Origin of the sequence: Aurantimonas sp. C2-5-R2 (assembly GCF_036549495.1) — a bacterium.
GTDB classification, from domain to species: Bacteria; Pseudomonadota; Alphaproteobacteria; order Rhizobiales; family Rhizobiaceae; genus Aurantimonas; species Aurantimonas coralicida_A.
Genome location: NZ_JAZHLJ010000001.1, coordinates 1 through 24,576 on the forward strand (window position 1 = coordinate 1; position 24,576 = coordinate 24,576).

Here is a 24,576-nt window from a genome sequence, read left to right on the forward strand (position 1 = left end):
CAGCTGCGCCGACCTTTGACGGGCTTTACTCCGGGGAATGGGCGCACCCCACATTTAGTGGGCGTGGGTAACAACCGGATAGGCAAGGAACGAAACAACCAATGCTCTGGGGATTGCCAACTCTTCAGCTCGCATACTTCCAAAAAATACAGTTTGCCTATCAAGGACAGCATCAGTTGGCTATGTGGTCGTCATGGGCTGCCCAATGGCAACAAGCCAAGACTTCGTCAACTGGGTCTGCGGCGACGAGCTAAATCCGCATTTCTTGAAATATGCCTTGTTATGCGAAAATCGCGCTCTCAAAATGTTTGCAACGGGCAGCGTGCACCAGACGATCTATTTTCCTGAGGCGAAAGCCTTTCATGTCTGCGCGCCGGTGCGGTCTGAACAGGACCGTGTCGTCGAGGTATTGAAATCGCTCGACGACAAGATCGAATTGAACAGGCGGATGAACGAGACGCTAGAGGCGATGGCGCGGGCGATCTTCAGGGATTGGTTCGTCGATTTCGGCCCGACCCGCGCCAAGATGGAAGGCCGCCCGCCCTACCTCGCCCCGGACATCTGGCCGCTCTTCCCCGACCGCCTCGACGACGACGGCAAGCCGGAGGGGTGGAAAATGGCGCGCATCGACCGGTTGATGGAATTTTCCTACGGAAAGGCGTTAAAGGCTGCTGACCGCGAGCCAGGCTCGGTCCCCGTCTATGGCTCCGGCGGCATCACTGGTTTTCATTCGTCACCGCTCGTGAAAGGACCGTCCGTCATTGTTGGGCGAAAAGGAACTGTCGGCAGCCTCTTCTGGGAGGATCGCTCGTTCTTTGCGATAGACACGGTCTTTTATGTCGTTCCGAAAGTCCCGCTGACATATTGCTATTATGGACTGGAGACTCTCCGCCTGCAAACAATGAACACAGATGCTGCAGTTCCAGGATTGAACCGAAACAACGTTTATCGGCTAGAGCTGGCATGGTGCGGCAACGGAATTGTCGATGCATTTGATCTGGTCGCCACCACTCATAGGGAGAAGATCAAAGCAAACAGTGACGAATTCTACACCCTCGCCGCCACCCGCGACCTCCTACTTCCAAAGCTGATGTCGGGCGAAATCCGCTTGAAGGACGCCGAGAAGATCGCCGGGGAGGTCGCATGAGCGCCGACTGGTATCCCGGCATCCGGGCGTTCTGCACGCATTGGAAACATGCGCCAATGCTCCAACAGACCTTCGAGACGCTGGAACGCGAGTTCGCCGATGAGAACGACGCCTGCATCGACGCCGCGAAGGGGCTGGTCGAATGTGCCTGCCGGGTGCTGATCGAGGAACTCGACGATCCGGTAAGCCCGAAAAAACCGGTGGAAGCAGATCCTAAGCTTGGCCATCTTGTCGGTGTCGCCACACGCCTGCTCGATCTGGGGGAAATCCGCGACCGCGCCTTTGCGGACCTAATCAAGCAGCACAACAACCTGACCGAAACGCTGCGGGTGCTGCGCAACCAGGCGGGCACGTTAAGCCACGGCAAGGACGGCTTCATCTCCAAACTGTCCGCGCATCACCGCCGCTCGTCCATGCTTGCCGCCGATGCGATCATCACCTTCCTGCACGAAGCCTATCTGGAACGCGAGCCCGACCCGATCCGGACGCTGGAACCCTACGAACGTTTTGAGATGTCGAACGCGCTGATCGACGAATTCGCCGCCATGCGCGCCGAAGCGGATGAAGACGGCCTGCTTCGCGCCGTAGTGGTTCTGCCGGGCGGCGATGAGGTCCCGCTGGCGATCGAGCCATCACGTCTACTGTTCGGGGTGGACCGTGAGGCATACAAGCTGGTGCTCAATGCCTGCGCTGAAGCGAGAAAGGCGGCCATTGAGGCTGGCGAGGCAGCGTGATGGCTTACTTATCCGAAGCTCAAGTCGAACAGGCTGCGCTCGAACGATTGCAGGCTCTCGGATACGAAGGGTCGTCGGATGCGCTGATCGGTCCCGACGGAGCAACACCCGAACGAGACGCCTATGCCGACGTCATTCTGGTCGCTCGCCTCGCCGCCGCAATCGAGAAGCTCAATCCGACGATTCCGGTCGAGGCGCGGAGCGATGCGCTCCGGAAGATCGTCGCGACCGAACGGCCTTCGCTGATCGATGAAAACAGGCGACTGCATCGACTGATCATCGAGGGCGTACCGGTTGAATATTATGATGTCGACGGGACCATTCGCGGTGATACCGTGCGCCTGATCGACTTCGACAATCCCGACGCCAACGACTGGTTGGCGAGTGGGCAATTCACGGTCGTCGAAAACGGCTTCAATCGCCGGCCGGATATCGTCCTGTTCGTCAACGGTTTGCCGCTCGGTGTGATCGAGCTGAAGGCGCCTGGTTCCGAAACCGCGACGCTGTCGAGCGCATTTACCCAGCTCCAAAACTACAAGAGCCAGATCCCTTCACTGTTCCGCACCAACGGCGTGCTCGTCATCTCAGATGGGCTGACGGCGCGGATCGCTTCGCTGAGCGCGGATGAAGAGCGTTTCATGCCCTGGCGCACGACCGATGGAGCGGAGATCGCGCCGAAAGGATCGCCGGAGCTGAGCGTGCTGATCGACGGTGTCTTCGAACGGCGCCGTTTCCTCGCGTTGATTCGGGATTTCATCGTTTTCGGCGAAACGGAGAAGGGCCTGGCGAAGATCATCGCGGGCTATCATCAGTTCCATGCCGTTCGCCGCGCGGTCGCGTCGACCTTGCGGGCGCTGGCGCTCAACATCGGTGGCGAGCCTCCCAGCCATGACTTCGCAGGCATGAGCGAGGAGCCGGCCGTCTATGGCCTTCCCGACGCGGCCGATCATCCGCGCGGGGACCGGCGCATCGGCGTGATCTGGCACACACAGGGCTCCGGAAAGAGCTTCCTGATGGCATTCTATGCCGGGCAATTGGTACGTCATCCGCAGCTGGAGAATCCGACCATCGTGGTCGTTACCGATCGCAACGACCTCGACGACCAGCTTTTCGGCACCTTCGCCGCCTGTAGCGACCTCATTCGCCAAAAGCCGCAGCAGGCCGACAGCCGCGATGATCTCCAGGCCGCGCTGAACCGGGCATCGGGTGGCGTCATCTTCACGACGATCCAGAAATTCGCGCCCGCTTCCGGCGAGACGGCCTATCCGATGATTTCAGATCGCCGCAATATTGTCGTCATCGCCGACGAGGCGCACCGCAGCCAATACGGCTTTGGCGCGAAGATCGATCAGAAGACCGGTGCGATGGCCTACGGCTTCGCCAAGCATCTGCGCGACGCACTGCCGAACGCGTCCTTCATCGGCTTTACGGGAACGCCGATCGAAGCCGAAGACGTCAACACGCCGCGCATCTTCGGCAACTATGTCGACATCTATGACATCAGTCGCGCGGTCGAGGATGGTGCGACCGTTCCGATTTATTACGAAAGCCGGTTGGCGAGGATCGAGCTTTCCGACGAGGAACGCCCAAAAATCGACGATGAAATCGAGGAATTGACCGAGGGCGAGGAGGTCGCCGAAGCTGAGTGCTTCAAGAGCAAATGGGCGACGGTCGAGGCTCTGGTCGGTTCGGAAAAGCGTCTGACATTGATCGCGCAAGATCTCGTCGATCATTTCGAGGCGAGGGAAGCCGCCAAACCCGGCAAGGGGATGATCGTCTGCATGAGCCGGCGCATCTGCGTGGCGCTCTACGAAAAGATCATCGCGCTCCGCCCGGATTGGCATAGTGACGACGACGCCGAAGGCGCGATCAAGATCGTCATGACCGGTTCCCGTTCCGATCCGGAGAGCTGGCAGCAACATATCGGTGAGAAAGCCCGCCGCGACCTGCTGGCGAAGCGCGCGAAGAACGCGGATGATCAACTGAAGCTCGTCATCGTCCGCGACATGTGGCTGACCGGGTTCGACGCGCCTTCGATGCATACAATGTATGTCGACAAGCCGATGAAGGGACACGGGCTGATGCAGGCGATCGCCCGCGTCAATCGCGTGTTCCGGGACAAGCCGGCCGGTTTGATCGTCGACTACATCGGCATCGCCCAGAATCTGAAGTCGGCGCTCGGACGCTATAGCGGTTCTGATAGACAGCAAACCGGGATCGACGCCGCCGAGGCCGTTGCGGTGTTTCTCGGAAAACGTGAAGTCGTGAAAGCGATGTTTCACGGCTTCGACTACGAGCGCGGGCCTTCGGGGACGCCTCATGAGCGCCTCGTCACGCTCGCCGAGGCGATCGAGTGGATTCTTTCACGCCAGCACGAGGCGGCGGCCAAGGAGACGACAGCGGAGGGTAAGCGGCGCGAGAACCGCCGGTATCAGGATGCAGTCTTGGCTCTTTCCAAGGCGTTCACATTGGCTTCGGGCAGCGACGAAGCTCGGAACCTCGCCGACGAGGTCGGCTTTTTCCAGACTGTCCGCGTTGCGCTCGTCAAATCATCGGCTGGAACGGGACGAAGCGGCGCGGATCGTGATTTGGCAATTCAGCAAATCCTGAACCGTGCAGTCATCTCGACCGATATCGTCGACATTCTCGGCGCGGCCGGCATTTCGACGCCCGACATCTCGATTCTCTCCGACGCTTTCCTGGAAGAGGTACGGCATCTCGACAAAAAGAATCTGGCGCTGGAAGCGCTGCGCAAATTGTTGAACGATGAGATTCGGTCGAGAAGCCAAACAAACGTCGTGGAGACCAAACGCTTTACCGAACGGCTGGACGCCGCGATTGCGCGCTATCACGCGAACGCCATCACGACCGTCGAAGTTCTCAACGAGTTGATCCGGCTGGCAAAGGAGATGCGTGAATCACTCCAGCGCGGCGAAGAAACAGGGCTGTCGCGCGACGAGATCGCATTCTACGACGCGCTTGCCGAGAACGAGAGCGCCGTCGACATAATGGGGGATGACTCGCTCAAGGTGATTGCCCACGAACTGCTGAACAGTCTGAAGAGCAATGCGACCGTCGACTGGTCGCATCGTGAAAGTGCCCGCGCGCGAATGCGGGTGCTGGTTAAGCGGATTCTACGTCGGCACGGATACCCGCCCGATCTTCAGGACGAGGCCGTTCAGACCGTTTTGCGACAGGCCGAAGCGCTATCGGCGCGATGGGCAGCTTAGGATATTGGGCCGCCACCCAAAATTTATGTGGGCTGGAATGTGGGTCGAGACAATGCTGCGACAAAGATTGTTCATATAAATCAATATATTAATAGAATTAATTGGCGGACCAGAGCCACCGGCCGCGGGGATCGAAATCCCGCGCCGCCTCGGCACCCTTGGCGGGCCTGCTTTTTGATTCTGACGGCAACAGGATGAGCCCGACCTACGCGATCAAGTCCGGGCGGCGCTACCGCTACTACACATCCGCGCCGCTCGTTCGCGGCACCGCCGACGGCAAAGGCATGCGCGTGCCGGCGCCGGACGTCGAACGACTGGTCGTCACCACTATCGCCGATCACCTCACCGATCCGCAATGGCTGGCCGGAATCGCACGAGGTGCCGAGCTCTCCCAGCTGACCAGGATCATCAGCTCCGCACAGCGGTTGTACCAATCGATGGGGGAGCCGGCCGAGCAAGAACTGCAGCTCAAGGCGATCCTGCAGATCATCGAGCGGATCGGGGTGGCCGAGGACAGCGTGACCCTCGCCATCAACCGAATGGCGCTGGGTGAGGCGCTGGAGATCGCAGAGCCTGACTGGATCGCGAACATCGCCGACGTTGAGGAGCCGATCGAGATCGCCGTCGCCATTCGACTGCAGCGATGTGGCAAGCAGGTCCGGCTCATCCTCGGGGAGGTCAGCAGCAAGACGAGATTACCCCATGCCGATCTCGTGCAACTCGTACGCGATGGCCATCGGTGGTTCGAAGACCTGCGCTGCGGCCGGGCAGCCACCATCGCCGCGATTGCCAGACGGGATCGGCATCAGGTCTCCCATGTCAGCCGCAACCTGTCGCTTGCCTTCCTCGCCCCGGATATCACGGAGATGATCCTTACCGGCCGACAGCCCATCACGCTGACGCCCGAGCGATTGAAGGCCGCGCGTCCCCTGCCTCCGGGCTGGAACGAGCAGCGCGCCATCCTGCTTGACTGACTCATCATCCGGCAATCCAGATGATATCCTTGGCTTCCGCCGGGGCATTGCTCGTTCACCTGGCATCATGCCAGCCCGCGGACTTGCTCCTGGTGTTTCGCATCATCCCGCGAGCATGTCGGGAATCTAACCGACGGAGAATGCGAGGCGACCATCGCGCGAATTTCGGCCGAATTGGCTTTGGAGAGAGCGGCACCGGCGGCGGGCTAGCCGCTAACCTCCGGAAACCACGGAGGTTCCTGGGGAGCACTCGCATGTCGCGGAAATGCCAGAGACTGGCTGGCTGGGGCGGCAGGGTTCGAACCTGCGAATGGCGGCATCAAAAGCCGCTGCCTTACCACTTGGCGACGCCCCAAAGCTCGCGTCCGGTGGCGTGCTATAGCCTCTGGCCGGCCGTCATGCAACGACCGACCGCGCGGCAAATCAATCATGTTTTTCGCTGATCGCCGCCGGGCAACTTGCATCATCCGCAGCCTGCCCGATGTACCGCCCGGAAAACAGCGGCAGGATGACACACCATGGCCAAGGGCAAGCAGACCCAACTCTCGAAACGGGCGGGCGCGGAAAAGAAGGCAGACCTGCTGCTCGATCGCGGGCCGGCGGCCAGGGTCGATCTGTTCTTCACCCATCAGGACCGGCTGGCCCATGTCGATGATCCGATCTGGCAGGATGTATCGGCGCTCGCCGTCACCGGCCGCTCGATCTTCTGCACTTGCGACGAGACCTCGACCATCGAGCGCGTGAGCTTCGATCCGAAGACCGGCAAGGCTGGCGAGCACACACATTTCGTGCTCGGCGAGACCTTTGACCTGCCGGAGGGACCCGGCGGCGAGATGGATATCGAGGGTCTGGCGGTCGCCGATGGCTATCTCTGGATCTGTGGCTCGCACTCCCTGAAACGCGACAAGCCGGAGGATGACGGGCTCAAGGACATGGAGGACATCGACTGGGACGCCAATCGCGGGTTTCTCGGCAAGGTGCCGCTGCTCGATCGGGGTGACGGCGTCTTCGATCTCGTGGCGGCGATCGAACCGCTCGACGGCGCGCCGGCTCGCGCGGCCCGGATGATCCCCATGAGGAAATCCCGGAAAACGCCGATCCGCAAGATGTTGGCCAAAGACAAGTTGATCGGCCCGTTCATGGATCATCCCTGCAAGGAAAACGGCTTCGACATCGAGGGGCTTGCCGTCACGGGAAACACGGTCCTTCTGGGGCTGCGCGGCCCGGTCGTCGGCGGCTATGCGATGATCGTTCGCATGGAAATGAAGGACGCCAAGAACGGGTTCCTGAAGCCGCGAAAACTCGATGGCGGCAAACGCTACAGGCTGCAGGCGATCGATCTCGACGGCCAGGGCATTCGCGACATGCACTGGCAGGACGGCCGGCTGTTGATTCTGTCCGGCGCCACGACCGATCTGGAAGCCCTGCAGTCGGTCTTCGCCATCGAGGACTACGATCCCGAGCAGAACATCTACGAGGACGACGCCCTGGCACGTGTGCTCAACCTGCCGGCGATCCGCGGCTCCGACCATGCCGAGGGAATCGCGCCGATCGAGATCGACGGCGTGGCGAAACTTCTCGTCGCTTATGATTCTCCGCACGAGGACCGGACCGACGCCAAGACCCAGCGCCTGACCACCGACATGTTCGAACTCGCCTCGGCGCGATCCGCGTCGCCGAAGCCGCGCGCCGCGGGCGGCAAAGGTTGAGCAGGCCAGTGACCAGCTTCGATACCGCCTTCGACCCCGCCTACGGAAAGGCCGTCCCCCTCGGCGACTCCGTCTGGCGGGTCACCGCGCGCAATCCGAGCCCGTTCACCTTTCATGGCACCAACAGCTATGTCGTGGGCGACGATCGTTGCTTCGTCGTCGATCCGGGTCCCGACGACCCGGCGCATCTGGACGCGCTGCTTGTGGCGATCGACGGCCGACCGGTCGATGCGATCCTGTTGACCCATACCCATCGCGACCACACCGGCCTGGTCGACCGGCTGAAGGACATTATCGGCGCTCCGCTTCTCGGCGGCGGGCCGCATCGCCCGATGCGCCCGCTGCTGGCCGGCGAGGCAGCGCGGATCGAGGCTGCTGGCGATGCGTCCCTCGTCTTCGACCGCACGCTTTCGGACGACGAGACGCTGGTCCTCGGCGGCACCAGCGTCACGGTGATCGCCACCCCCGGCCACTGCGCCAACCATCTGGCCTTCGCGATCGGCACGGACGGAACGGTGCTGTCGGGCGATCACGTCATGGCCTGGTCGACGACGATCGTCGCGCCACCGGATGGCGCCATGCGGGACTACATGAATTCGCTCGATCGCCTGCTCGCTCGCGACGATTCACGCTACCTACCCGGCCATGGTGGCGCGGTCGGACGGCCGAAGGCCTTCGTGCGGGCGCTCATCGGCCATCGCCGGATGCGCGAGAATGCGATCCTAACGCGTCTTCGCGCCGGTGACCGGACGATCCCGGCGGTCGTCGCGGCGATCTATCGGGGCACCGATCCGAAGCTGCATGGCGCCGCGGGTTTGTCGGTGCTGGCCCATCTGGAAGACCTGACGGAGCGCGGCCTGGTGTTGACCGACGGGCCACCGACGCTCGATACCCACTTCGCGCCTGCTTGACGGCCACAGGCCGCTCCGGGAAACGACGAGATCAGCCTCCCGTATCGACCGTCTCCAGTCCGGCCATCGCCGTGTCGAGATCTTCGAGGAAGCGCTCGATAAAGCGACGATTCTGGCCGAAGTCGATATCGATCGAGCGTGAGACCGATTGCAGATCGACGAAACTCTCGTCGCCGTCCTGGACAATGCGGATGCTGATATCGCTCGGCAGGGCGAAGAGAAGATCGCGGGCGATGGCGCTGATCCGGTATTGTTCGCTATCGGGCCGGTCGAGCGGATCGGAAGCGGCCTCGGCATCGATTCCGGCCCGCGCCGTTGGGATCGGGATGTCGCCAGCTCCGCTAACGCCGAGGTCACCACCGGCCAGTTCCGGCGCCGCGACGACGGCACTGGCCGGACCTTCGGCGACAACACCGCCGACCTGCCAGCCCAGATCATCCAGCACCACACGCGCGGCGGCATAAACCCGTGGCGCGGTGGCGACGAAACGCCGCCCCGGAACAACGCTCGGCTCCGCCAGGGCCGCCTCGGGCGCGGCCACAACCGGCGCGTCGGCAGGCGCTTGAGGCTCGATCACCGCGGCGGGACCGTCGGGGTCCAAGCCGTCCGTATAGGCGGCGTTCGTCCTCGGATTCACGGCCGCGAGATAGGCCGTATAGGCAAAAGGAGAGAGCACGATGCTCGCCAGGACAAAGGCCCCGAGCGCCGCGCCGCCGCCGGCGACCCCCTGGAACCAGACCCGAACGAGCCCATACAGGGAGATCAGCAACGCCAGCGCGGCAACGCCGGCGGTCAAGAGCAGAAGGCCGATCAAGGCCTGCGGCACGATGGCCCCAAGCCTGAAGATGGCAAGCGACGTGACCAACAACATCAACGCGAAGGCCGCCAGCCTGCGGGCAAAGCCCGCCAGCCGCAGCCGCTTGCGCAGATAGTGCCCCGAAACCGGGAGCCGTCCGTAAATCGAACTCATGGGCGATCCTTAAAAGCCACGGCCCTGTCGCGTCGGCCCCGGCGGCCATTGAACCGCCGGTACGCGCATAACTCAGGCCGTGGGCAGGCGATAGTCACGAAACTGATCCCTGAGTGTCGTCTTCTGTATCTTGCCGGTCGCCGTATGGGGAATTTCCGACACGAAGGCGACGTCGTCCGGCATCCACCATTTGGCGACCTTGCCCTCCAGAAAGCCGAGAATGTCTTCCTTGGAAGGCTCCCGCCCCTCCTTGCGGACGATGACGAGCAGCGGCCGCTCGTCCCATTTGGGATGGGCGAGACCGATCACGGCGGCTTCCGCGACATCGGGATGGCCGACGGCGAGATTTTCCAGATCGATCGTCGAGATCCACTCACCGCCCGACTTGATGACGTCCTTGGCGCGGTCGGTAATCTGCATGTAGCCGTGCTCGTCCATATGGGCGACGTCGCCGGTGTCGAACCAGCCGTCGTCGTCGAACACTTCCGGGCCGGTGTTCTTGTAGTAGCTACTGGCGACCGCCGGGCCGCGCACCTTGAGACGGCCGAAGGTCTTGCCGTCCCACGGCCGCTCGACATTGGCGTCGTCGGTCACCTTCATTTCGACGCCGAAGGGCGGGTGGCCCTGCTTCTGTTCGAGATCGAGCAGCGCCTCGCCCTCAAGATCGGCATATTCCGGCTTGATGGTGCACAGGCTGCCGAGCGGACTCATCTCGGTCATGCCCCAGGCATGGATGACCTGGACGCCGTAATTGTCCTGGAATTTCTGCGTCACGGCGCGCGGACAGGCGGCGCCGCCGATCACCACCCGTTCGAGGTCGGGCAGTTCACCACCCTCCTTCTCCAGGTGCTGCAGCAGCATCAGCCAGACCGTCGGCACGGCGGCGCTGAAGGTGACCTTTTCCTGGGTCAGCAATTCGAAAACCGAGGCGCCGTCCATCTTGGCCCCCGGCATCACCATCGCGGTTCCAGCCATCGGGCAGGTCAGGGCGAGTCCCCAGCCATTGGCATGAAACAGCGGCACGATCGGCAGCAGCCTGTCGCGCGAGGACAGGCCCATCGCATCGGGCTGTTGCGCCATCATCGAATGCAGAACGTTCGAGCGGTGGGAATAGAGCACGCCCTTGGGGTTGCCGGTGGTGCCGGACGTGTAGCACATGCCGGCCGCGGTGTTTTCGTCGAACGCCTTCCAGACGAAATCGCCGTCCGCCTCGGCCAGCCAATCCTCGTAGCAGACCACGTTGGCCAGTTTCGTCTCCGGCATATGCGCGGCGTCGGTGAGAACGATGATCTTTTCCAGGCTCGGAACCTTCGGCGCGATCGCCTCGATGATGGGCATGAAGGTCAGGTCGACGAAGATGAAGCGATCTTCGGCATCGTTCATGATCCAGGCGATCTGATCCGGGAACAGCCGCGGGTTCAGCGTGTGATAGATCGCGCCGATGCCGAGGATGCCGTACCAGCATTCGAGGTGGCGCCAGGTATTCCAGGCCAGGGTGGCAACGCGATCGCCGAGCTTGATGCCGTCGCGCTCCAGCCGCTGGGCGAGTTGCAGGGACCGCGTCCGGACCTCGCTGTAATTGGTGCGGTGGATCGGCCCCTCGACCGAGCGCGTGACGATTTCACGGCGCGGATGATAGGTCGCGGCGTGATCGATCACCTTCGAGCAAAGCAGTGGCCATTGCTGCATCAAACCCTGCATGAATATTCCTCCCTGGCGTCGAGGGTTCCAGACGGTTCCCGTTCGCGACGCCAATGTCGGCAACGGCCCGGCGTTTGTCCAGACGCCGCGAGCGAGACCTGACCGTCGCCACAGTTCGGCCGCTTGCCGGAGTCAGGTTTCGATCCCACGCGAGTAGGGACTAGGAGCGATACGATGCAGGTGGACGCACAGACGGCAATCGGCGCGGGGTCTGGAAACGAGGCTCTCGGCGCGGTCGAGTTCGAACTGGCCCTGGACATGCAGGATCCGACACGGATCGCTTTCGACGAATGCGTGCGTTCGGCTGCCGCCGTGGTCGGCGGAGAGCTCCTGTTCGACATGCCGTCGGATGGCTCTGTCGAGGATGCATCCCGCATTGCCGCAGTGCGCGTCGCCACCCCTCAGCGCGAGGACATTCTGTTCGCGATATTGAACGAGGCCGGCGACACCATCCGCAATCCGGATCGCGAGGAGATCGGCGAGCGCTTTTATGGCTTCGCCCGCGCCTTCGTCGGCGTCCTCACACGCATTCGCGACGCCATGCCCTTCGGCGGCATGGAAACCGAAGGCTCGGCCTGACGAGCGGCAGTCCCGTCTCGGTCGGACGAGTCGAGGACGGAACCGACCGCCCCGACGAACGACGCCGCAGCGGCCGAATTCAGGTCACGCCGGGAACGCTTACCGAATAATCGATATTTATCCGGCGTGATTGGCACAGCGGTCTTGTCAAACCGCCCGTTCGTCGCAGTTCTGAGTTCTGCCGGGACCTCCTCGCCGACGGAACCTCATGAACGCCTTTCTCACGGACTATTCCTCCTACATCGCGCTGGCGGTGATAGGCGTCGTTTTCGTGGCCTTCGCCCTCGAGCTCTACCCGCCGGAGGTGATCGCGGTCGGCGGCGCCGTGAGCTTCCTCGTGCTCGGCTATCTGGACGCGGACGAGTTCGCCTCGGTCTTTTCCAATCCCGCGCCGATCACCATTGCGGCGATGTTCGTGCTGTCGGGCGCATTGGTGCGAACCGGCACGCTGGAAGGGGCCGCGGGCTGGCTCGTCGCCAGCGTCGAGCGATACCCCCTCATGACCCTTGCCGTCATGGGTCTCGGCGTGATGGTCGCCTCCGCCTTCATGAACAATACGCCGGTGGTGATCGTGTTCATTCCGATCATGATGGAGATCGCCAAGAAACTGGGTGTGGCATCGACGCGGCTGCTGATCCCGCTGTCGTACCTGACCATTCTCGGCGGCACCTTGTCGTTGATCGGCACGTCGACCAATCTTCTGGTCGACGGCGTCGCGCGCGGCCAGGGGATGGAGCGATTTTCGATCTTCGAGATCACTCCGGTCGGCATCGTCGCGTCGATCACCGGAATTGTTTACCTGCTGATCGTCGGGCGGTTTCTCCTACCCGACCGCAGCTCGGCCGAAGACGTCCTGGGCGACGACGCAGGCAATCTCTATTTCAGCGAGATCGTCGTGCGGGACGGCGCGAGTTCGATCGGCAAGCGACTGAAGGACGCCGCAACCTTTTCAGCGCGCGGCATCCAGCCGATGGCCATTTTGCGCGGCTCGGAGACGCTTCGCCGCGACATCGGCGATATCGAGATCCAAAAATCCGACCGCATCGTGCTATTCGCGACAGCCGAGGAACTCTTGACGCTGAACGCCAACCAGAACGTCCGGATCGCCCGCGTCACGCTCTCCGCAGAGAAGGATGAAGAACGGGTCGTCGTCGAAGCGACCGTGGCGCCGCACCGGCGCGGCATCGGCCGCCGCATTTCCGAACTAACAGGAATTTCAGGATCCGGCGTCGCGGTTCTCGGCGTCCAGCGTCATCGGCACGTGCCGGGTCCCACGCTGCACGGTACGAAATTGCGTCCCGCCGATCGTCTGCTTCTGGAAGGACGTCCGGAGGCGCTCGCCCGCATCGCCGAGGCCAATGATCTCATCGGCATCGACGTCAGCGAGGCACGGCCGTTCCGGCGTCGCAAGGCGCCTATTGCCATCGGCGCGCTCGCCGGGGTCGTGGGCGTCGCCGCCTATGGGCTGGCGAGCATCCAGGTGCTTGCGTTCGTCGCGATCGCCGCCCTGCTTCTGGTGCGGGTGATCGATGCCGACGAAGCCTGGCACTCGATCCGAGGCGACATCCTCATCCTCATCTTCGCCATGCTGGCAATCGGTCTTGGGATGCAGAATTCGGGGGCCGTCGACTTGCTGGTCGGGGCGATAGAGCCGCTCCTGCGCGATGCCTCGCCCTTCATCGTGCTGTTGAGCATCTACGCGATCTCGTCGATCCTGACCGAGATCGTCACCAACAATGCCGTCGCCGTGGTGGTGACGCCGATCGCGATCAGCCTGGCTACCGCGCTCGGGCTTGATCCGAGGGCTGCCGTCGTCGCCGTGATGTTCGGCGCTTCCGCCTCCTTCGCGACGCCGATCGGCTACCAGACCAACACGCTGGTCTATGCCGCCGGCAACTACCGGTTCTTCGACTTCGTCAAGATCGGCGCGCCGATGAACCTGATCGTCGGCTTCACGACCTGCATTGCGATCTACTTCTACTACGGTTCCTGACGCCGCCCCCGGCCACGGAGCGAACGGCCCGCCCGGATCGCCGACTGGGCCGCGGCAAGCCGGGCAATCGGCACGCGAAACGGCGAACAAGACACGTAGTCGAGTCCAGTCTGTTCGAAAAAGGCGATCGAGGCCGGATCCCCGCCCTGCTCGCCGCACACGCCGAGCGAAATGTCCGGACGCGTGCGCCGCGCTTTCTCGACAGCGAGACCGATGAGTTCGCCGACGCCTTCGACGTCGATGGTCTGAAACGGGTCTCGCTCGATGATCCCCTGACGGACGTAGGTCGACAGGAAATTGCCGGCGTCGTCGCGCGAGATGCCATAGACGGTCTGGGTCAGATCGTTGGTGCCGAAGGAGAAGAACTCGGCGACCTCGGCAATCGTATCGGCGCGCACGATGGCCCTTGGCAACTCGATCATCGTGCCGACGAGATAGTTGATGCTGCAGCCGCGCTCAGCCATGACCAGTTCGGCGACCCGATCGACACGCTCCTTCACGAAGTCGAGTTCCTTGCGCAGGCTGACCAGCGGGACCATGATTTCGGGAACGACCGCGGCGCCGGTCTTTTCGCCGGCCTCGACCGCCGCCTCCAGGATCGCGCGCGCCTGCGTCTCGACGATCTCGGGATAGGAGATCGCCAATCGGCAGCCGCGATGGCCGAGCATCGGGTTGAATTCCTCGAGCGCCGCGATCCGGTGCTTCACGACTGTTTCGTCGACGCCGAGCATCGCCGCCGTCTCGGTAATCTCCGCATCGCTCTTGGGCAGAAACTCGTGCAGCGGCGGATCGAGCAGGCGGATCGTCACCGGTAAGCCCGCCATGATCTCGAACAACTCGATGAAATCGGAGCGTTGGATGGGCAAAAGCTTTTCGAGCGCCGCCCGCCGCCCGCTCTCGTCCGATGACAGGATCATCTCGCGCATGGCGCGGACGCGGTCGCCCTCGAAGAACATATGCTCGGTCCGGCACAAGCCGATGCCCTCGGCGCCGAAGGAGCGGGCGGAACGGGCTTCGACCGGTGTGTCGGCATTGGCCCGCACCCGCATGCGCCGCGCTCGATCGGCGAATTCCATCAATGTTGCGAAATCGCCGGTCAGTGACGGCCGGACCAAAGGCACTGCTCCCTCGATCACATCGCCGGTAGAGCCGTCGATGGTGATCCGGTCGCCCTCCCTGAGTACGCGGCCGGCGGCGTGAAGGGTTCCCTTTTGAGCATTGATGCGCAGTGATCCAACGCCGGTCACGCACGGTTTGCCGATGCCGCGGGCGACCACGGCCGCGTGACTTGTGGTGCCGCCACGAATGGTCAGGACGCCCTCGGCGACATGCATGCCGTGGATATCTTCGGGGTGGGTCTCGTTTCGCACCAGGATCACCGGGCGCTCTTCGTTCGCCAGTATCTGAGCCCGCTCGGAGGTGAACACGATCTCACCCGTCGCCGCACCCGGTGACGCCGGCATGCCCCGGCCGAGCACGACGAAATCCGCCGAGCGTTCGATGGTCGGATGCAGCAACTGATCGAGCGACGCCGGGTCGATTCGCAGAATCGCTTCCGATTCCTCGATCAGCCCTTCCTTGACGAGTTCGACCGCGACGCGGATTGCCTCCGGCGCGGTCCGACGGGCAATCCGCGACTGCATCAGGAACAGCTCGCCGTCCCCGACCATGAAATCGACCTCGACCGCATCGCCGGCATGGGCCTCGATGCGGCGAACATGACGGGTCAACTCGCTCAAATCGGTCGGAAAATCGCGACACTCGCCATTCGCGAGGTCCGCCAGGTCGAGGACCGGCGGCTTCTCGCCGATGGCGCTAGACCCCCTGGCGCCCAGTCCGAACTCTCCGGACAGCCGGGATTGCCCGCTACCCAGATCGCGGGAGACCGCGCGACCCGTCCCGGAGTGGTAGTTGCGCTCGTTGAAGATCATCGCATGCACGGTGACCGCGAGACCGGCATTTTCCGGGATACCCTGGATCAATCGGTGCGACACCGCCAGCGGATTGCGCCAGCTCGCATAGCTGGCGGCCACGACGCTGAATAACTGCTCGAGCGGCGTCTGCGGCAGCACCGCGCCGATCTCGCTGTCGAGATGGCCCTGATAACGCGCGATCAGCGCGCGCCAGTCGGCGGGCATCTCCGGCTCGACGGCCCAGCCCGCGCGATCGCGTTCCTCGTCCGCGATTTCTTCGAAGTGGGATGAATCGACGTCGAAGACCAGCGCGGCATAGCTTTCGATGAAGCGCCGGTAACTGCGATAGGCGAATGCGGGATCCTTGAGCTCGGTTGCCAGAATCTCGACGGTCCGGTCGTTGAGGCCGATGTCGAGGACTGTCTCGGCCAAGCCCGGCATCTGCGCCCGGGCGCTGCTGCGCACGGCCAGAAGCAACGGTCGTTGATCGCCGTCGAAACGCCGGCCGGTCACGCCCTCGAGCCACTCTATCGCCGCCCTCAGTTCGGCCCGCAGCGCCTGTGGCAGGCCGTCTTCGGATCCTTGCGCCTCACGCCAGACAGGTGTCGCGATGGTGAAGCCGGGCGGAACGGGCACATCGAGAGAGGCCAGCAGCGCCAGATTGGCGCCCTTCAGCCCCAGCGCTTCGGCGGCGTCGGCCGTGCGATCGGCCGCTCCGCGCCTGAAAGTGAATATCCGTTTGGACATTGAATGCCGCCGACTGCCTCCCCGATGAGTCGGGCCTTCCGCCGGAAACCCCGCCCACCTCTAGAAGAAAATCGCAGACACGCCAATTGTTGCAATGCAAAAACCCGACGCGGTCGATCGGCGGATATCTGCTCCCGCAGGAACGGGCACCCGCCGCGTTAGGTCGCCGGCTGTTACAGATGCGACTCGATCACGGCCGCCATCTCGTCCGGTCCAAGGGCGCCGGAGTATTTGTCGCCGTTGACGAAAAAGGTTGGCGTCGCGTTCACGCCGAACTCGTTCTGGCCGCGCTCCTGCGTTTCCACGACCTTCTGCTGCAACTCCTTGTCGTTGAGACACGCAGTGAAGTCGTCCTGGCTCATTCCGGCCAGCTTGGCGAATTTCAGCAGCGCCGCGGAGGCGTTTTCCGCCCGGGCCCATTCGGCCTGCTGCTCCATCAGGACGTCCACCATCGCCGTGCGTCTGGCGTCATCACCGGTGCAACGCGCCAGCATGGCAGCCGCCAGCGCGCGCGGATCGAACGGAAATTCCCGAAGAATCAGCTTGGCCTTGCCGGTCTCGATGAAATCCCTCTTGATCTGCGGGTAGGAATTCACATGAAAAGCCGCGCAATATCCGCAGGTCATCGACGCGTATTCGACGATCGTGACCGGCGCCTGGGGATCGCCGACGACGATGTCGGGAAGCGGCCCTTCGGCCATCAGTTCGGCTACATCGACAGAGCCGGACGAGGCCGGTGCTTCGACGGTGGGGGCCGGCGGCGTGGCGGGGGCGGTCTCCGACTGCGCGACCTGAATTTCCGTCGCTGACTGGGCAGAGCTGCCGGCCGCTTGGGCCAAGCCTCCGGTGCTCGCCACGAGCCCGGCGCTGGCGAGAAATGCGGCGATCTTGAAAGCCAGGGGGCGGCGGGAGGTGTCGGAAGACATACTCATCATCGATTGGAACCTTTGAGGATAGGGTGGCATCAGTCTTTGCGATCTATGGAAGAATTGCGATTTTTCCAATGAACTCTTCATGAACGGGCAAAGTGGCGTCGCAAAGGCCCATCATCCCTCATTGCGCCGTAACGTCGTCTCGGCGAAGGCCCGCAGTGCGTCGCGAAGCTTCGGATCCTCGATGCGCGCGACCATGTCGTCGATGCGGGTGATATCGCCGGGATCGAGGTCTCGCAGCTTCGGCTTACGGTTCGGACGCACCTGATTGACGGCTTTTTGCACGATCTTGATGCGCTCGACCGCCGCGAAGCCGAAGAACGCGTTCACCCGGGCGATCAATTCGCTGGTCTGATGCTGCAGACGCAGGGCCGCGGCCGCTTCGCAGGCGACCACGAGCGTCGCCGGCTCGAAAGCGTCGGTGTCGGATCGCCGCGCCGGCCAGAGCAGCTTTTCCGGTCGCGTCATGTCCTGCAGGCGGGGGCCGGCGATCTCCGACCAGGCGGCTACAAGGCCGCTGGTCATCCCCGCCTTGCGCCTCAGGATCGGGTCCATCAGGCCGCCAATGAGATCGGCAACCGGAATCGCAGAAGGCGGCCGGCGCCGCTTCACCCTCCGGCTCCGGACAGGCCGCTTCGATACCGCGCCCGGAAAGCGTCGCGGCGGATCGCGACAAGGATGAGGGTCATGAAGGAAAAGATCGACAGGATCATCCACTCGTTCAGGAGGACACCGTGGAACGATCCGAAGGTGACCACCAGAAAGACGAAGGCATAGGAGGTCTCCGGCACGAGATGGCCGGGCGAACATCGCGTGACGCGCACGAGAAAGACAGCGAAGATCGACATGAGCAGCGCCAGCCCGACAAGACCGTTGGACGCCGCCTCGTCGACGAACAGATTGTGCAGATGCGTGAAGTGGGCAACATAGGGTGCGTTTGCGGGCGCGACGGCGGCAGCGACCGCGTCCATCCGTTCCATCCCGCCGACGCCGACGATCGGGCTCTTGGACACGACATCGAAGGCCCCCGCCCACATGACCAGGCGAACGTCCATCGATCCGATCGCAGCGCCCGACCCGTTCATCTGCTCCAGTTCCACCATCCCCGCGCTGATGCGTTGGCTAACAATCGAACTTGCGGGGACCGCCGCCACGATTAGAACGGCGGCGGTCGGAAGCGCCAGCGAACGCAGCCGAAACGGAATTTTCCGCCAGTGCCGAATCAGCTCCAGTCCGTCGAACAGGGCGACCAGCAGGTAGACGAACCACGCCGCCCGGGTGCCCGACAGCAGGACCGGTACGAAGGAGAGGTAGAACCAGAGTCGGCTGTTGGGAAGAAGAGAGGCTGGGCGTCGGGCGTCCAGCCGGGCGGCAAGACCGGCCGTCGCGGCCAGGAATGCGACGATCGCCGCGTTGCCGCCAAGATCGATCCGGCCGCCGATGACCATCGGGTCGAAGGGAATCAAAGCCAGGACGGCGAGAATGGCCGCGCGCGAGCCGAGGATCAGCGCATCCAACGGTTCTCGCACCAGACTGATCGAGAGCGGCAGAAAGACAAAGCCGAGCATGATGAGGCTGTAGGAGAACATTCGGTTGCCGTCTACGGATTCGTTCCGGAACACCATGAGCCCGATCGACCAACTCGCATAGGCGATGATCGCAGCGCAAAAGGCGGTGTCGGCATAGCGCCAGGTCCGATGCCGGGCAAAGCCCAAATTGGCGCCAATCAGGCCGAAGAAGAGAAAGGCTCCCTTCGCGATGGGATTGCCGATGGCCAGCAGGGCGATCGCCAGGGCAATGAGCGGCGCATCGAAGGACCGCCGCGCCAGGAGCCAGCGTTTGATCATCGTTTGGTGCGCGCAATGAGGCCGAAGCGGGCGCGCCGCACCACTTCCGCCGTCCGGAAGAGCAAGGTCGTCAGACGCCGCCACGGCGCCAGCTTCATCGCTGAGTATTTTGCTCGCCCGCCGATCAGGCTCTGCTGTGTGAGCGGATTGCCGGCAACCAGATCCGGTTTGACGTGGCGCACCCTGACGCCGAGCGCCCAGCCGCGTTCCAGCGCCACATCGTAGGGCAGTTGCATCGGAACGAGCCGCTGCCGCAGGGTTTTCGCGCCCCGCCGGTTGACCAGGTAGGCGGCCGAGCTACCGGTCGGGCCGAACAGCGACGTCCCCAACCGGTGACCACCGCCGATCGAACGGTGCGCGCGGAACACCGGCAGGCGATGGTGCATCAGTTTCACGACGTCCCAATCGTCCACGGCAACGATCCGATCGAGTACCGGCAGGAGCGCAGGCGTCAGTCGCACATCGTCCTCGAAGATCACCGCGATGTCGGCGTCGCTGGCCAGGAAGGCATCGAACACGTCGATATGGCTTTGATAGCAGCCATATTCCCCGTCCATCGGGATCTTGCCGTGCAGGCGGCGAAACCCGCTCTCGTCGAGGATCTCGCGCGCCTGAGGCGGCACTGTCTTCCCATCGACCGCCTTGACCCGTATCAGGTCGATGCCGATCGTGGCGGCATCGGCACCGATCGCCGCAAGGCGCTCCGGAGACCGATCCAGATTGATGACGTAGTAATTGGTCTTCAAGACAACTCTTTCGTGGACGGGCCGCCGGTCCCCGTTTCGGGAGTCGATTGCGCGAACATCAGGCAATGTCAAGGCAAGCTCAGTCGATGCTCAAGCCAGATCCACCGACCCCTTCGGACAGCGTTCTTCCCTCCATCGCCGAGCCGCTTCTGTCCTGGTACGACGGTCACGCCCGAAAATTGCCGTGGCGCGTTTCGCCGCAAGAGCGCGCGGCTGGAATAAGGCCGGAGCCCTATCGCGTCTGGCTTTCGGAGATCATGTTGCAGCAAACCACGGTCGCGGCGGTGAAAGCCTATTTCGCCCGCTTCCTCGATCGCTGGCCGACGGTTGAGGACCTCGCCGCCGCCCCGGAAACGGATGTACTCGGCGAGTGGGCGGGCCTCGGCTATTACGCCCGCGCCCGCAACCTTCACGCCTGCGCCAGGACCATCACCGAAACCTTCGCCGGCGGCTTTCCCCGCAGCGCGGCCGAACTCAAAATGCTACCCGGCATCGGCGACTACACATCAGCCGCGATCGCGGCGATCGCCTTCGACGAGCCGGCAGCCGTGGTCGACGGCAATGTCGAACGGGTCGTCACGCGGCTGTTCGCGATCGAGGCGCCACTGCCGGGGGCGCGGAAGACGATTCGCGGCCACGTCGCGGCACTGACGCCGGATCGGCGCCCCGGCGACTTCGCGCAAGCCATGATGGACCTCGGCGCGACCGTCTGCACGCCTACCGGTCCCGCCTGTATCCTTTGCCCCCTCCGCGCCCACTGCCGGGCTGCGGCCGAAGGTCGCGCGGAGCAGTTTCCCGTCAAGAAGCCCAAAGCGGCCACGCCGGAGCGAAAAGGCGCCGCCTTCGTCGCCGTGCGGCCGGCGGACGGCGCTGTCTGGCTGCGCCAACGCGCCCGTAGCGGCATGCTTGCGGGCATGAGCGAACCGCCGACGACCGAGTGGCATGCCCGCGCCGACGGAGCGACCGGCGCCAAGGCCGCGCCATTCGCGGCGAATTGGCAATTCCAGGGCATGATCGCCCACGCCTTCACGCATTTCCGCCTGGAGCTCGAAGTCTACCGGGCCGAACTGACGCAGGATCCGCCCATCGCCGGATGGTGGTCGCACGAGGCCACGCGCGACAGCGAGGCGCTCCCCACGCTTATGCACAAGGTGCTCGTCCGCGCGCTTGCCGACGGGACCGCGCCAAAACCGTCAAGAAAGAGAACCGGATGACCGTCACGCATGTCGTTTTCGACATCGGCAAGGTGCTGATCCACTACGATCCGCACATTCCGTTTCGCCAGATCATTCCCGACGACGACCGCCGGGCGTTCTTCTTGAGCGAGGTCTGCTCGCACGCATGGAACCTCGAACAGGATCGCGGCCGGCCGTGGCCGGAGGCCGAAGCCGAAGCGATCGATCGTCATCCCGAGATGGCCGCGGAGATTCGCGCCTTTCGCCGCAACTGGCACCGGATGGTGCCGCATGCCTATGAGGGGAGCGTGGCGATCCTGCGCGGCCTGATCGCCTGCGGTGTCGATGTCACCCTATTGACTAATTTCGCCTCGGACACGTTTCGCGAGGCGCAGGCGAAATTCCCGTTCCTGACGGAAACGCGGGGCGTGACCGTCTCGGGCGACATCGCGCTGATCAAGCCGGACCGCGCGATCTACGACCACCACGCGGCAAGCTTCGACATCGCCCCGGCGAGAACGGTTTTCATCGACGACAGCGCGCCGAATGTCGACGGCGCCCGCCAGGCTGGCTGGCAGGCGATCCACTTCATGGATGGCGAGCAGCTTCGCCACGAACTCGTCGCCCTCGGCCTGCCGGTCCCGTCACGTTCAGCCCCGGCGGACTAATCGGACTCAAACGCTGACAGCGCCCAGTCCGTCGCGGATGCGCTGTCTCAACGCGTCGATCGGGGTCAGCGATTCACCCGAGCGCACATGCCAGAACGTCCAGCCATTGCAGGCGTCGAGACCTTGAACCTTCGCCCCGATCCGATGGATCGACGCGGCGTCCTCGCCGATAGAGATGGTTCCGTCGGCCCGGACACGTGCCGTCCAGCGACCTTTCGCGTCGGTGAGTTCGGTGCCCGGCGCGACAAGGCCGGCCTCGAGAAGGCTGGCGAACGGAATCCGCGGCTCCGCCCGTTTGCCGCCCGTCATCTTGAGCGCCGCGGCATCCAGCGGCTCGACTGCCGCAATCCGGGCTTCGGCGGCGCGAATATAGGCGTCCTCGCGTTCGATGCCGACGAAGTGGCGACCCAGCCGCTTGGCGACGGCGCCCGTGGTGCCGGTGCCGAAGAACGGATCGAGGACGACATCGCCGGGCTTCGTCGAGGCGAGAATGACCCGCGCCAGCAGCGCCTCGGGCTTTTGCGTTGGATGGGCCTTGCGTCCCGCCTCGTCCTTCAGCCGCTCGGCCCCGGAGCAGATCGGAAACAGCCAGTCGGAGCGCATTTGCACGTCGTCATTCGCCGCCTTCAGGGCGTCGTAGTTGAAGGTGTAGCCCTTCGCGTCCGCGTCGCGGGATGCCCAGATCATCGTTTCATGGGCATTCTGGAAGCGCCGGCCACGGAAATTCGGCATCGGGTTGGTCTTGCGCCAAACGACGTCGTTGAGCATCCAGTAGCCGAGGTCCTGCATCGAGGCGCCGACGCGGAAGATGTTGTGGTAGGAGCCGATCACCCAGATCGTGCCGTTCGGCTTCAGCACCCGGCGCGCCGCCAGCAGCCAGGCCCGGGTGAAGGCGTCATAAGCCTGGAAGCTCTCGAACTGGTCCCAGGCATCGTCCACCGCGTCGACCTTCGACTGGTCGGGGCGATGCAGGTCGCCGCCCAATTGCAGATTGTAGGGGGGATCGGCGAAGATGACGTCAATCGAGTTCGCCGGCAGCGCCTCCATGCGGGCAACGCAGTGCCCCTGATGGATCCGATCGAGCCAGTCGGGCTGCTCGACCCGCACAGTCGCCAAGGACGCGGAACGCTTGCTAATCATCTTCACCACCGGTTACGCAAAAACATCAAACCGAGGACATGGTTACCGAACGACGTAAATAATCGGTGAAACCCGGGCTTTGTCGTTTCCGGCGCCCCGTGGTAACGGAGCCGGCGCTTGCCGGTCGGCGGCCCCGATACGGCTTTCCGGGATCGGGCGCATGACCCAACCATCTGATACGCCGGAGCCTTTCATGTCCGAACCTTTGTTGGTGATCTTCGACTGCGACGGTGTGCTGGTCGATTCGGAGATCATCGCCGCCGCGGTTCAGACCGAGATGCTGGCCGAGCACGGCATCGAGGTCGACGCCGCGGAATTCGCCACACGCTATGCCGGCCTTACCTGGCAGTTGGTCATGGAGCGGCTGACCGCCGAGACCGGAACCCGCTTCCCGGACGACTTTTCCGCCCGCATCGATGCCGAAATCGATCGCCGGCTTGGCAGCGACGTCGAGGAGATCGCCGGGGCCCGGACCGCGCTCGATCTCATCACGCTGCCCCGTTGCATCTGTTCGAACTCGTCATCGCAGCGGCTGGAGCTGGAACTCGAGCATGTCGGCCTCTGGGATTATTTCCATCCGCACGTCTTCAGCGCGCCGGAAGTGGGAACCCAGAAGGTCAAGCCGGAGCCGGACGTCTTTCTGCATGCCTGCGAAACGTTCGGGGTGCCGCCACGCGCGGCGATCGTCATCGAGGATTCCGTCCATGGCGTCGCGGCGGCTTCCGCCGCCGGCTGCCGGGTGGTCGGCTTCACCGGCGGACGCCACACCCATCTCGGCCATGCCGAATCCCTGAGCGAAGCCGGCGCCGAGACGGTGATCAGCCGGCTGGCGGATTTCCCCGCGGTCGTCACCGCCTTTGCGAGTTGGCAAGACGCCTGATGGCGGAGCGTTATCCCGCCGGCCCTTCGTCGTAACCCGCATAGATCACGACGCTTCGCGCCGATGCCTGATCGATCGCGATCGCCTCGTCGACATAGACGAACGTCTGCGCGCCCGCGTTTGGCGTGACCGGCACGCTGGTTTTGCCGAGCCGGGAATAGATCACGTCCTCACCGTTGAGAATCGCGATCCGGATCGGCAGCGACACGGTCCGGTTCGTCGCCGCCGGTCCGGGCATCACCCTTCCGGCGATGCCGATCTTCATGCGCAATTTTCCGTCGACGATCCGGCAGTCGCGCGTGGTGTCGGTCACGGACGCCACATAATCGACGTCGTCGCCGACCTTCTTGGTCAGAATGGCGGTTCCCTCGCGCAGGCTCACATTCGGACAATACCGCGCCTCGGTTCCCTGCGCGGCGGCTAGGGACGCTGCCGGCGGCGCGTTACCCGCGAGATCGGCGCCGGAATTCGTCGGTGAGCAGGCCGACAGTAGCGCCAGCGCGCCGCCGAATGCCAGACCCCTCGCGGCGATCACCATATGCATCAGTCGGTTCTTCCCTTATTGTGGCGTGCCGTTCTA

General features: G+C 63.6%; 20 protein-coding genes and 1 tRNA gene. 11 read left to right on the top strand and 10 right to left on the bottom strand.

Going from position 1 to position 24,576, the window contains the following annotated elements:
• Positions 1-106: 106 nt before the first annotated feature.
• The 4 genes from VQ044_RS00005 to VQ044_RS00020 all read left to right on the top strand — a co-directional run bounded on the left by VQ044_RS00005 (position 107) and on the right by VQ044_RS00020 (position 6,085).
• Positions 107-1,147 (top strand): restriction endonuclease subunit S, encoded by a 1,041-nt coding sequence (locus VQ044_RS00005; RefSeq protein ID WP_327645137.1) that lies wholly within the window; start codon positions 107-109, stop codon positions 1,145-1,147.
• Positions 1,144-1,881, top strand: a complete 738-nt coding sequence (locus VQ044_RS00010) for an abortive infection family protein (protein WP_327644879.1) — start codon at positions 1,144-1,146, stop codon at positions 1,879-1,881. The genes VQ044_RS00005 and VQ044_RS00010 overlap by 4 nt, the downstream gene beginning before the upstream one ends.
• Positions 1,881-5,111 (top strand): type I restriction endonuclease subunit R, encoded by a 3,231-nt coding sequence (locus VQ044_RS00015; RefSeq protein ID WP_327644881.1) that lies wholly within the window; start codon positions 1,881-1,883, stop codon positions 5,109-5,111. The genes VQ044_RS00010 and VQ044_RS00015 overlap by 1 nt, the downstream gene beginning before the upstream one ends.
• A gap of 158 nt (positions 5,112-5,269) precedes the next feature.
• Positions 5,270-6,085 (top strand): hypothetical protein, encoded by an 816-nt coding sequence (locus VQ044_RS00020; protein ID WP_327644883.1) that lies wholly within the window; start codon positions 5,270-5,272, stop codon positions 6,083-6,085.
• 280 nt (positions 6,086-6,365) lie between these two features.
• Here the strand turns inward: VQ044_RS00020 and VQ044_RS00025 are convergent.
• Positions 6,366-6,440: transfer RNA gene (locus VQ044_RS00025), tRNA-Gln, on the bottom strand.
• Positions 6,441-6,603: 163 nt separating this feature from the next.
• Here VQ044_RS00025 and VQ044_RS00030 point away from each other — a divergent pair.
• Positions 6,604-7,794: a DUF3616 domain-containing protein gene (locus VQ044_RS00030; protein WP_327644885.1), complete on the top strand. Its 1,191-nt coding sequence runs from the start codon at positions 6,604-6,606 to the stop codon at positions 7,792-7,794.
• 8 nt (positions 7,795-7,802) lie between these two features.
• The gene (locus VQ044_RS00035; protein WP_327644887.1) at positions 7,803-8,705 is read left to right on the top strand and encodes an MBL fold metallo-hydrolase; all 903 of its coding nucleotides are present in this window, start codon (positions 7,803-7,805) and stop codon (positions 8,703-8,705) included.
• 31 nt (positions 8,706-8,736) lie between these two features.
• On the opposite strand, the gene VQ044_RS00040 is transcribed toward VQ044_RS00035, so the two are convergent.
• Positions 8,737-9,675, bottom strand: a complete 939-nt coding sequence (locus tag VQ044_RS00040; RefSeq protein WP_327644888.1) for a DUF1499 domain-containing protein — start codon at positions 9,673-9,675, stop codon at positions 8,737-8,739.
• A gap of 72 nt (positions 9,676-9,747) precedes the next feature.
• Positions 9,748-11,376, bottom strand: a complete 1,629-nt coding sequence (locus VQ044_RS00045; RefSeq protein WP_327622295.1) for a fatty-acid--CoA ligase — start codon at positions 11,374-11,376, stop codon at positions 9,748-9,750.
• A 174-nt stretch (positions 11,377-11,550) separates the two neighbouring features.
• On the opposite strand from VQ044_RS00045, the gene VQ044_RS00050 reads away from it, so the two are divergent.
• Together VQ044_RS00050 and VQ044_RS00055 are read left to right on the top strand one after the other, a co-directional pair.
• A complete protein-coding gene (locus tag VQ044_RS00050) occupies positions 11,551-11,955 on the top strand; it encodes a hypothetical protein (RefSeq protein WP_206455406.1) in 405 nt (134 codons plus the stop codon).
• Between the two features lie 208 nt (positions 11,956-12,163).
• Positions 12,164-13,948, top strand: a complete 1,785-nt coding sequence (locus tag VQ044_RS00055) for an SLC13 family permease (RefSeq protein ID WP_327622296.1) — start codon at positions 12,164-12,166, stop codon at positions 13,946-13,948.
• Here the strand turns inward: VQ044_RS00055 and ppdK are convergent.
• From ppdK to VQ044_RS00080, 5 genes are all read right to left on the bottom strand, one after another.
• Complete coding sequence (gene ppdK, locus VQ044_RS00060; RefSeq protein ID WP_327644890.1) at positions 13,936-16,608, bottom strand: pyruvate, phosphate dikinase; 2,673 nt, start codon at positions 16,606-16,608, stop codon at positions 13,936-13,938. The genes VQ044_RS00055 and ppdK overlap by 13 nt on opposite strands.
• 173 nt (positions 16,609-16,781) lie before the next feature.
• Positions 16,782-17,543: a DsbA family protein gene (locus VQ044_RS00065; protein WP_327644893.1), complete on the bottom strand. Its 762-nt coding sequence runs from the start codon at positions 17,541-17,543 to the stop codon at positions 16,782-16,784.
• A gap of 111 nt (positions 17,544-17,654) precedes the next feature.
• A complete protein-coding gene (locus VQ044_RS00070) occupies positions 17,655-18,152 on the bottom strand; it encodes a DUF721 domain-containing protein (RefSeq protein ID WP_327644894.1) in 498 nt (165 codons plus the stop codon).
• Entirely contained in the window at positions 18,149-19,387 is a 1,239-nt protein-coding gene (locus VQ044_RS00075; protein WP_327644895.1) for an O-antigen ligase family protein, read from the bottom strand. Before VQ044_RS00075 ends, VQ044_RS00070 begins: the two co-directional genes overlap by 4 nt.
• The gene (locus tag VQ044_RS00080; RefSeq protein ID WP_327644897.1) at positions 19,384-20,133 is read right to left on the bottom strand and encodes a glycosyltransferase family 25 protein; all 750 of its coding nucleotides are present in this window, start codon (positions 20,131-20,133) and stop codon (positions 19,384-19,386) included. Before VQ044_RS00080 ends, VQ044_RS00075 begins: the two co-directional genes overlap by 4 nt.
• 86 nt (positions 20,134-20,219) lie before the next feature.
• Between VQ044_RS00080 and mutY the strand changes: the two genes are divergently transcribed.
• Complete coding sequence (gene mutY, locus VQ044_RS00085) at positions 20,220-21,347, top strand: A/G-specific adenine glycosylase (RefSeq protein ID WP_327622302.1); 1,128 nt, start codon at positions 20,220-20,222, stop codon at positions 21,345-21,347.
• A complete protein-coding gene (locus VQ044_RS00090) occupies positions 21,344-21,976 on the top strand; it encodes an HAD family hydrolase (protein ID WP_327622303.1) in 633 nt (210 codons plus the stop codon). The genes mutY and VQ044_RS00090 overlap by 4 nt, the downstream gene beginning before the upstream one ends.
• A 6-nt stretch (positions 21,977-21,982) precedes the next feature.
• On the opposite strand, the gene VQ044_RS00095 is transcribed toward VQ044_RS00090, so the two are convergent.
• Positions 21,983-23,116, bottom strand: coding sequence for a site-specific DNA-methyltransferase (locus tag VQ044_RS00095; RefSeq protein ID WP_327644900.1), 1,134 nt, complete (start codon positions 23,114-23,116; stop codon positions 21,983-21,985).
• A gap of 193 nt (positions 23,117-23,309) precedes the next feature.
• On the opposite strand from VQ044_RS00095, the gene VQ044_RS00100 reads away from it, so the two are divergent.
• Positions 23,310-23,996: an HAD family hydrolase gene (locus tag VQ044_RS00100; protein WP_327622305.1), complete on the top strand. Its 687-nt coding sequence runs from the start codon at positions 23,310-23,312 to the stop codon at positions 23,994-23,996.
• Positions 23,997-24,006: 10 nt separating this feature from the next.
• Here VQ044_RS00100 and VQ044_RS00105 read toward each other — a convergent pair whose 3' ends face one another.
• Positions 24,007-24,540, bottom strand: a complete 534-nt coding sequence (locus VQ044_RS00105; RefSeq protein WP_327644903.1) for a hypothetical protein — start codon at positions 24,538-24,540, stop codon at positions 24,007-24,009.
• Positions 24,541-24,576 lie beyond the last annotated feature (36 nt).

Coding starts and splice junctions, on each gene's coding strand:
- VQ044_RS00105 (WP_327644903.1), bottom strand. CDS start 24,540: ATGCATATGGTGATCGCCGCGAGGGGTCTGGCATTCGGCGGCGCGCTG.
- VQ044_RS00010 (WP_327644879.1), top strand. CDS start 1,144: ATGAGCGCCGACTGGTATCCCGGCATCCGGGCGTTCTGCACGCATTGG.
- ppdK (WP_327644890.1), bottom strand. CDS start 16,608: ATGTCCAAACGGATATTCACTTTCAGGCGCGGAGCGGCCGATCGCACG.
- VQ044_RS00040 (WP_327644888.1), bottom strand. CDS start 9,675: ATGAGTTCGATTTACGGACGGCTCCCGGTTTCGGGGCACTATCTGCGC.
- VQ044_RS00055 (WP_327622296.1), top strand. CDS start 12,164: ATGAACGCCTTTCTCACGGACTATTCCTCCTACATCGCGCTGGCGGTG.
- VQ044_RS00065 (WP_327644893.1), bottom strand. CDS start 17,543: ATGATGAGTATGTCTTCCGACACCTCCCGCCGCCCCCTGGCTTTCAAG.
- VQ044_RS00095 (WP_327644900.1), bottom strand. CDS start 23,116: ATGATTAGCAAGCGTTCCGCGTCCTTGGCGACTGTGCGGGTCGAGCAG.
- mutY (WP_327622302.1), top strand. CDS start 20,220: ATGCTCAAGCCAGATCCACCGACCCCTTCGGACAGCGTTCTTCCCTCC.
- VQ044_RS00030 (WP_327644885.1), top strand. CDS start 6,604: ATGGCCAAGGGCAAGCAGACCCAACTCTCGAAACGGGCGGGCGCGGAA.
- VQ044_RS00075 (WP_327644895.1), bottom strand. CDS start 19,387: ATGATCAAACGCTGGCTCCTGGCGCGGCGGTCCTTCGATGCGCCGCTC.
- VQ044_RS00015 (WP_327644881.1), top strand. CDS start 1,881: ATGGCTTACTTATCCGAAGCTCAAGTCGAACAGGCTGCGCTCGAACGA.
- VQ044_RS00050 (WP_206455406.1), top strand. CDS start 11,551: ATGCAGGTGGACGCACAGACGGCAATCGGCGCGGGGTCTGGAAACGAG.
- VQ044_RS00045 (WP_327622295.1), bottom strand. CDS start 11,376: ATGCAGGGTTTGATGCAGCAATGGCCACTGCTTTGCTCGAAGGTGATC.
- VQ044_RS00090 (WP_327622303.1), top strand. CDS start 21,344: ATGACCGTCACGCATGTCGTTTTCGACATCGGCAAGGTGCTGATCCAC.
- VQ044_RS00100 (WP_327622305.1), top strand. CDS start 23,310: ATGTCCGAACCTTTGTTGGTGATCTTCGACTGCGACGGTGTGCTGGTC.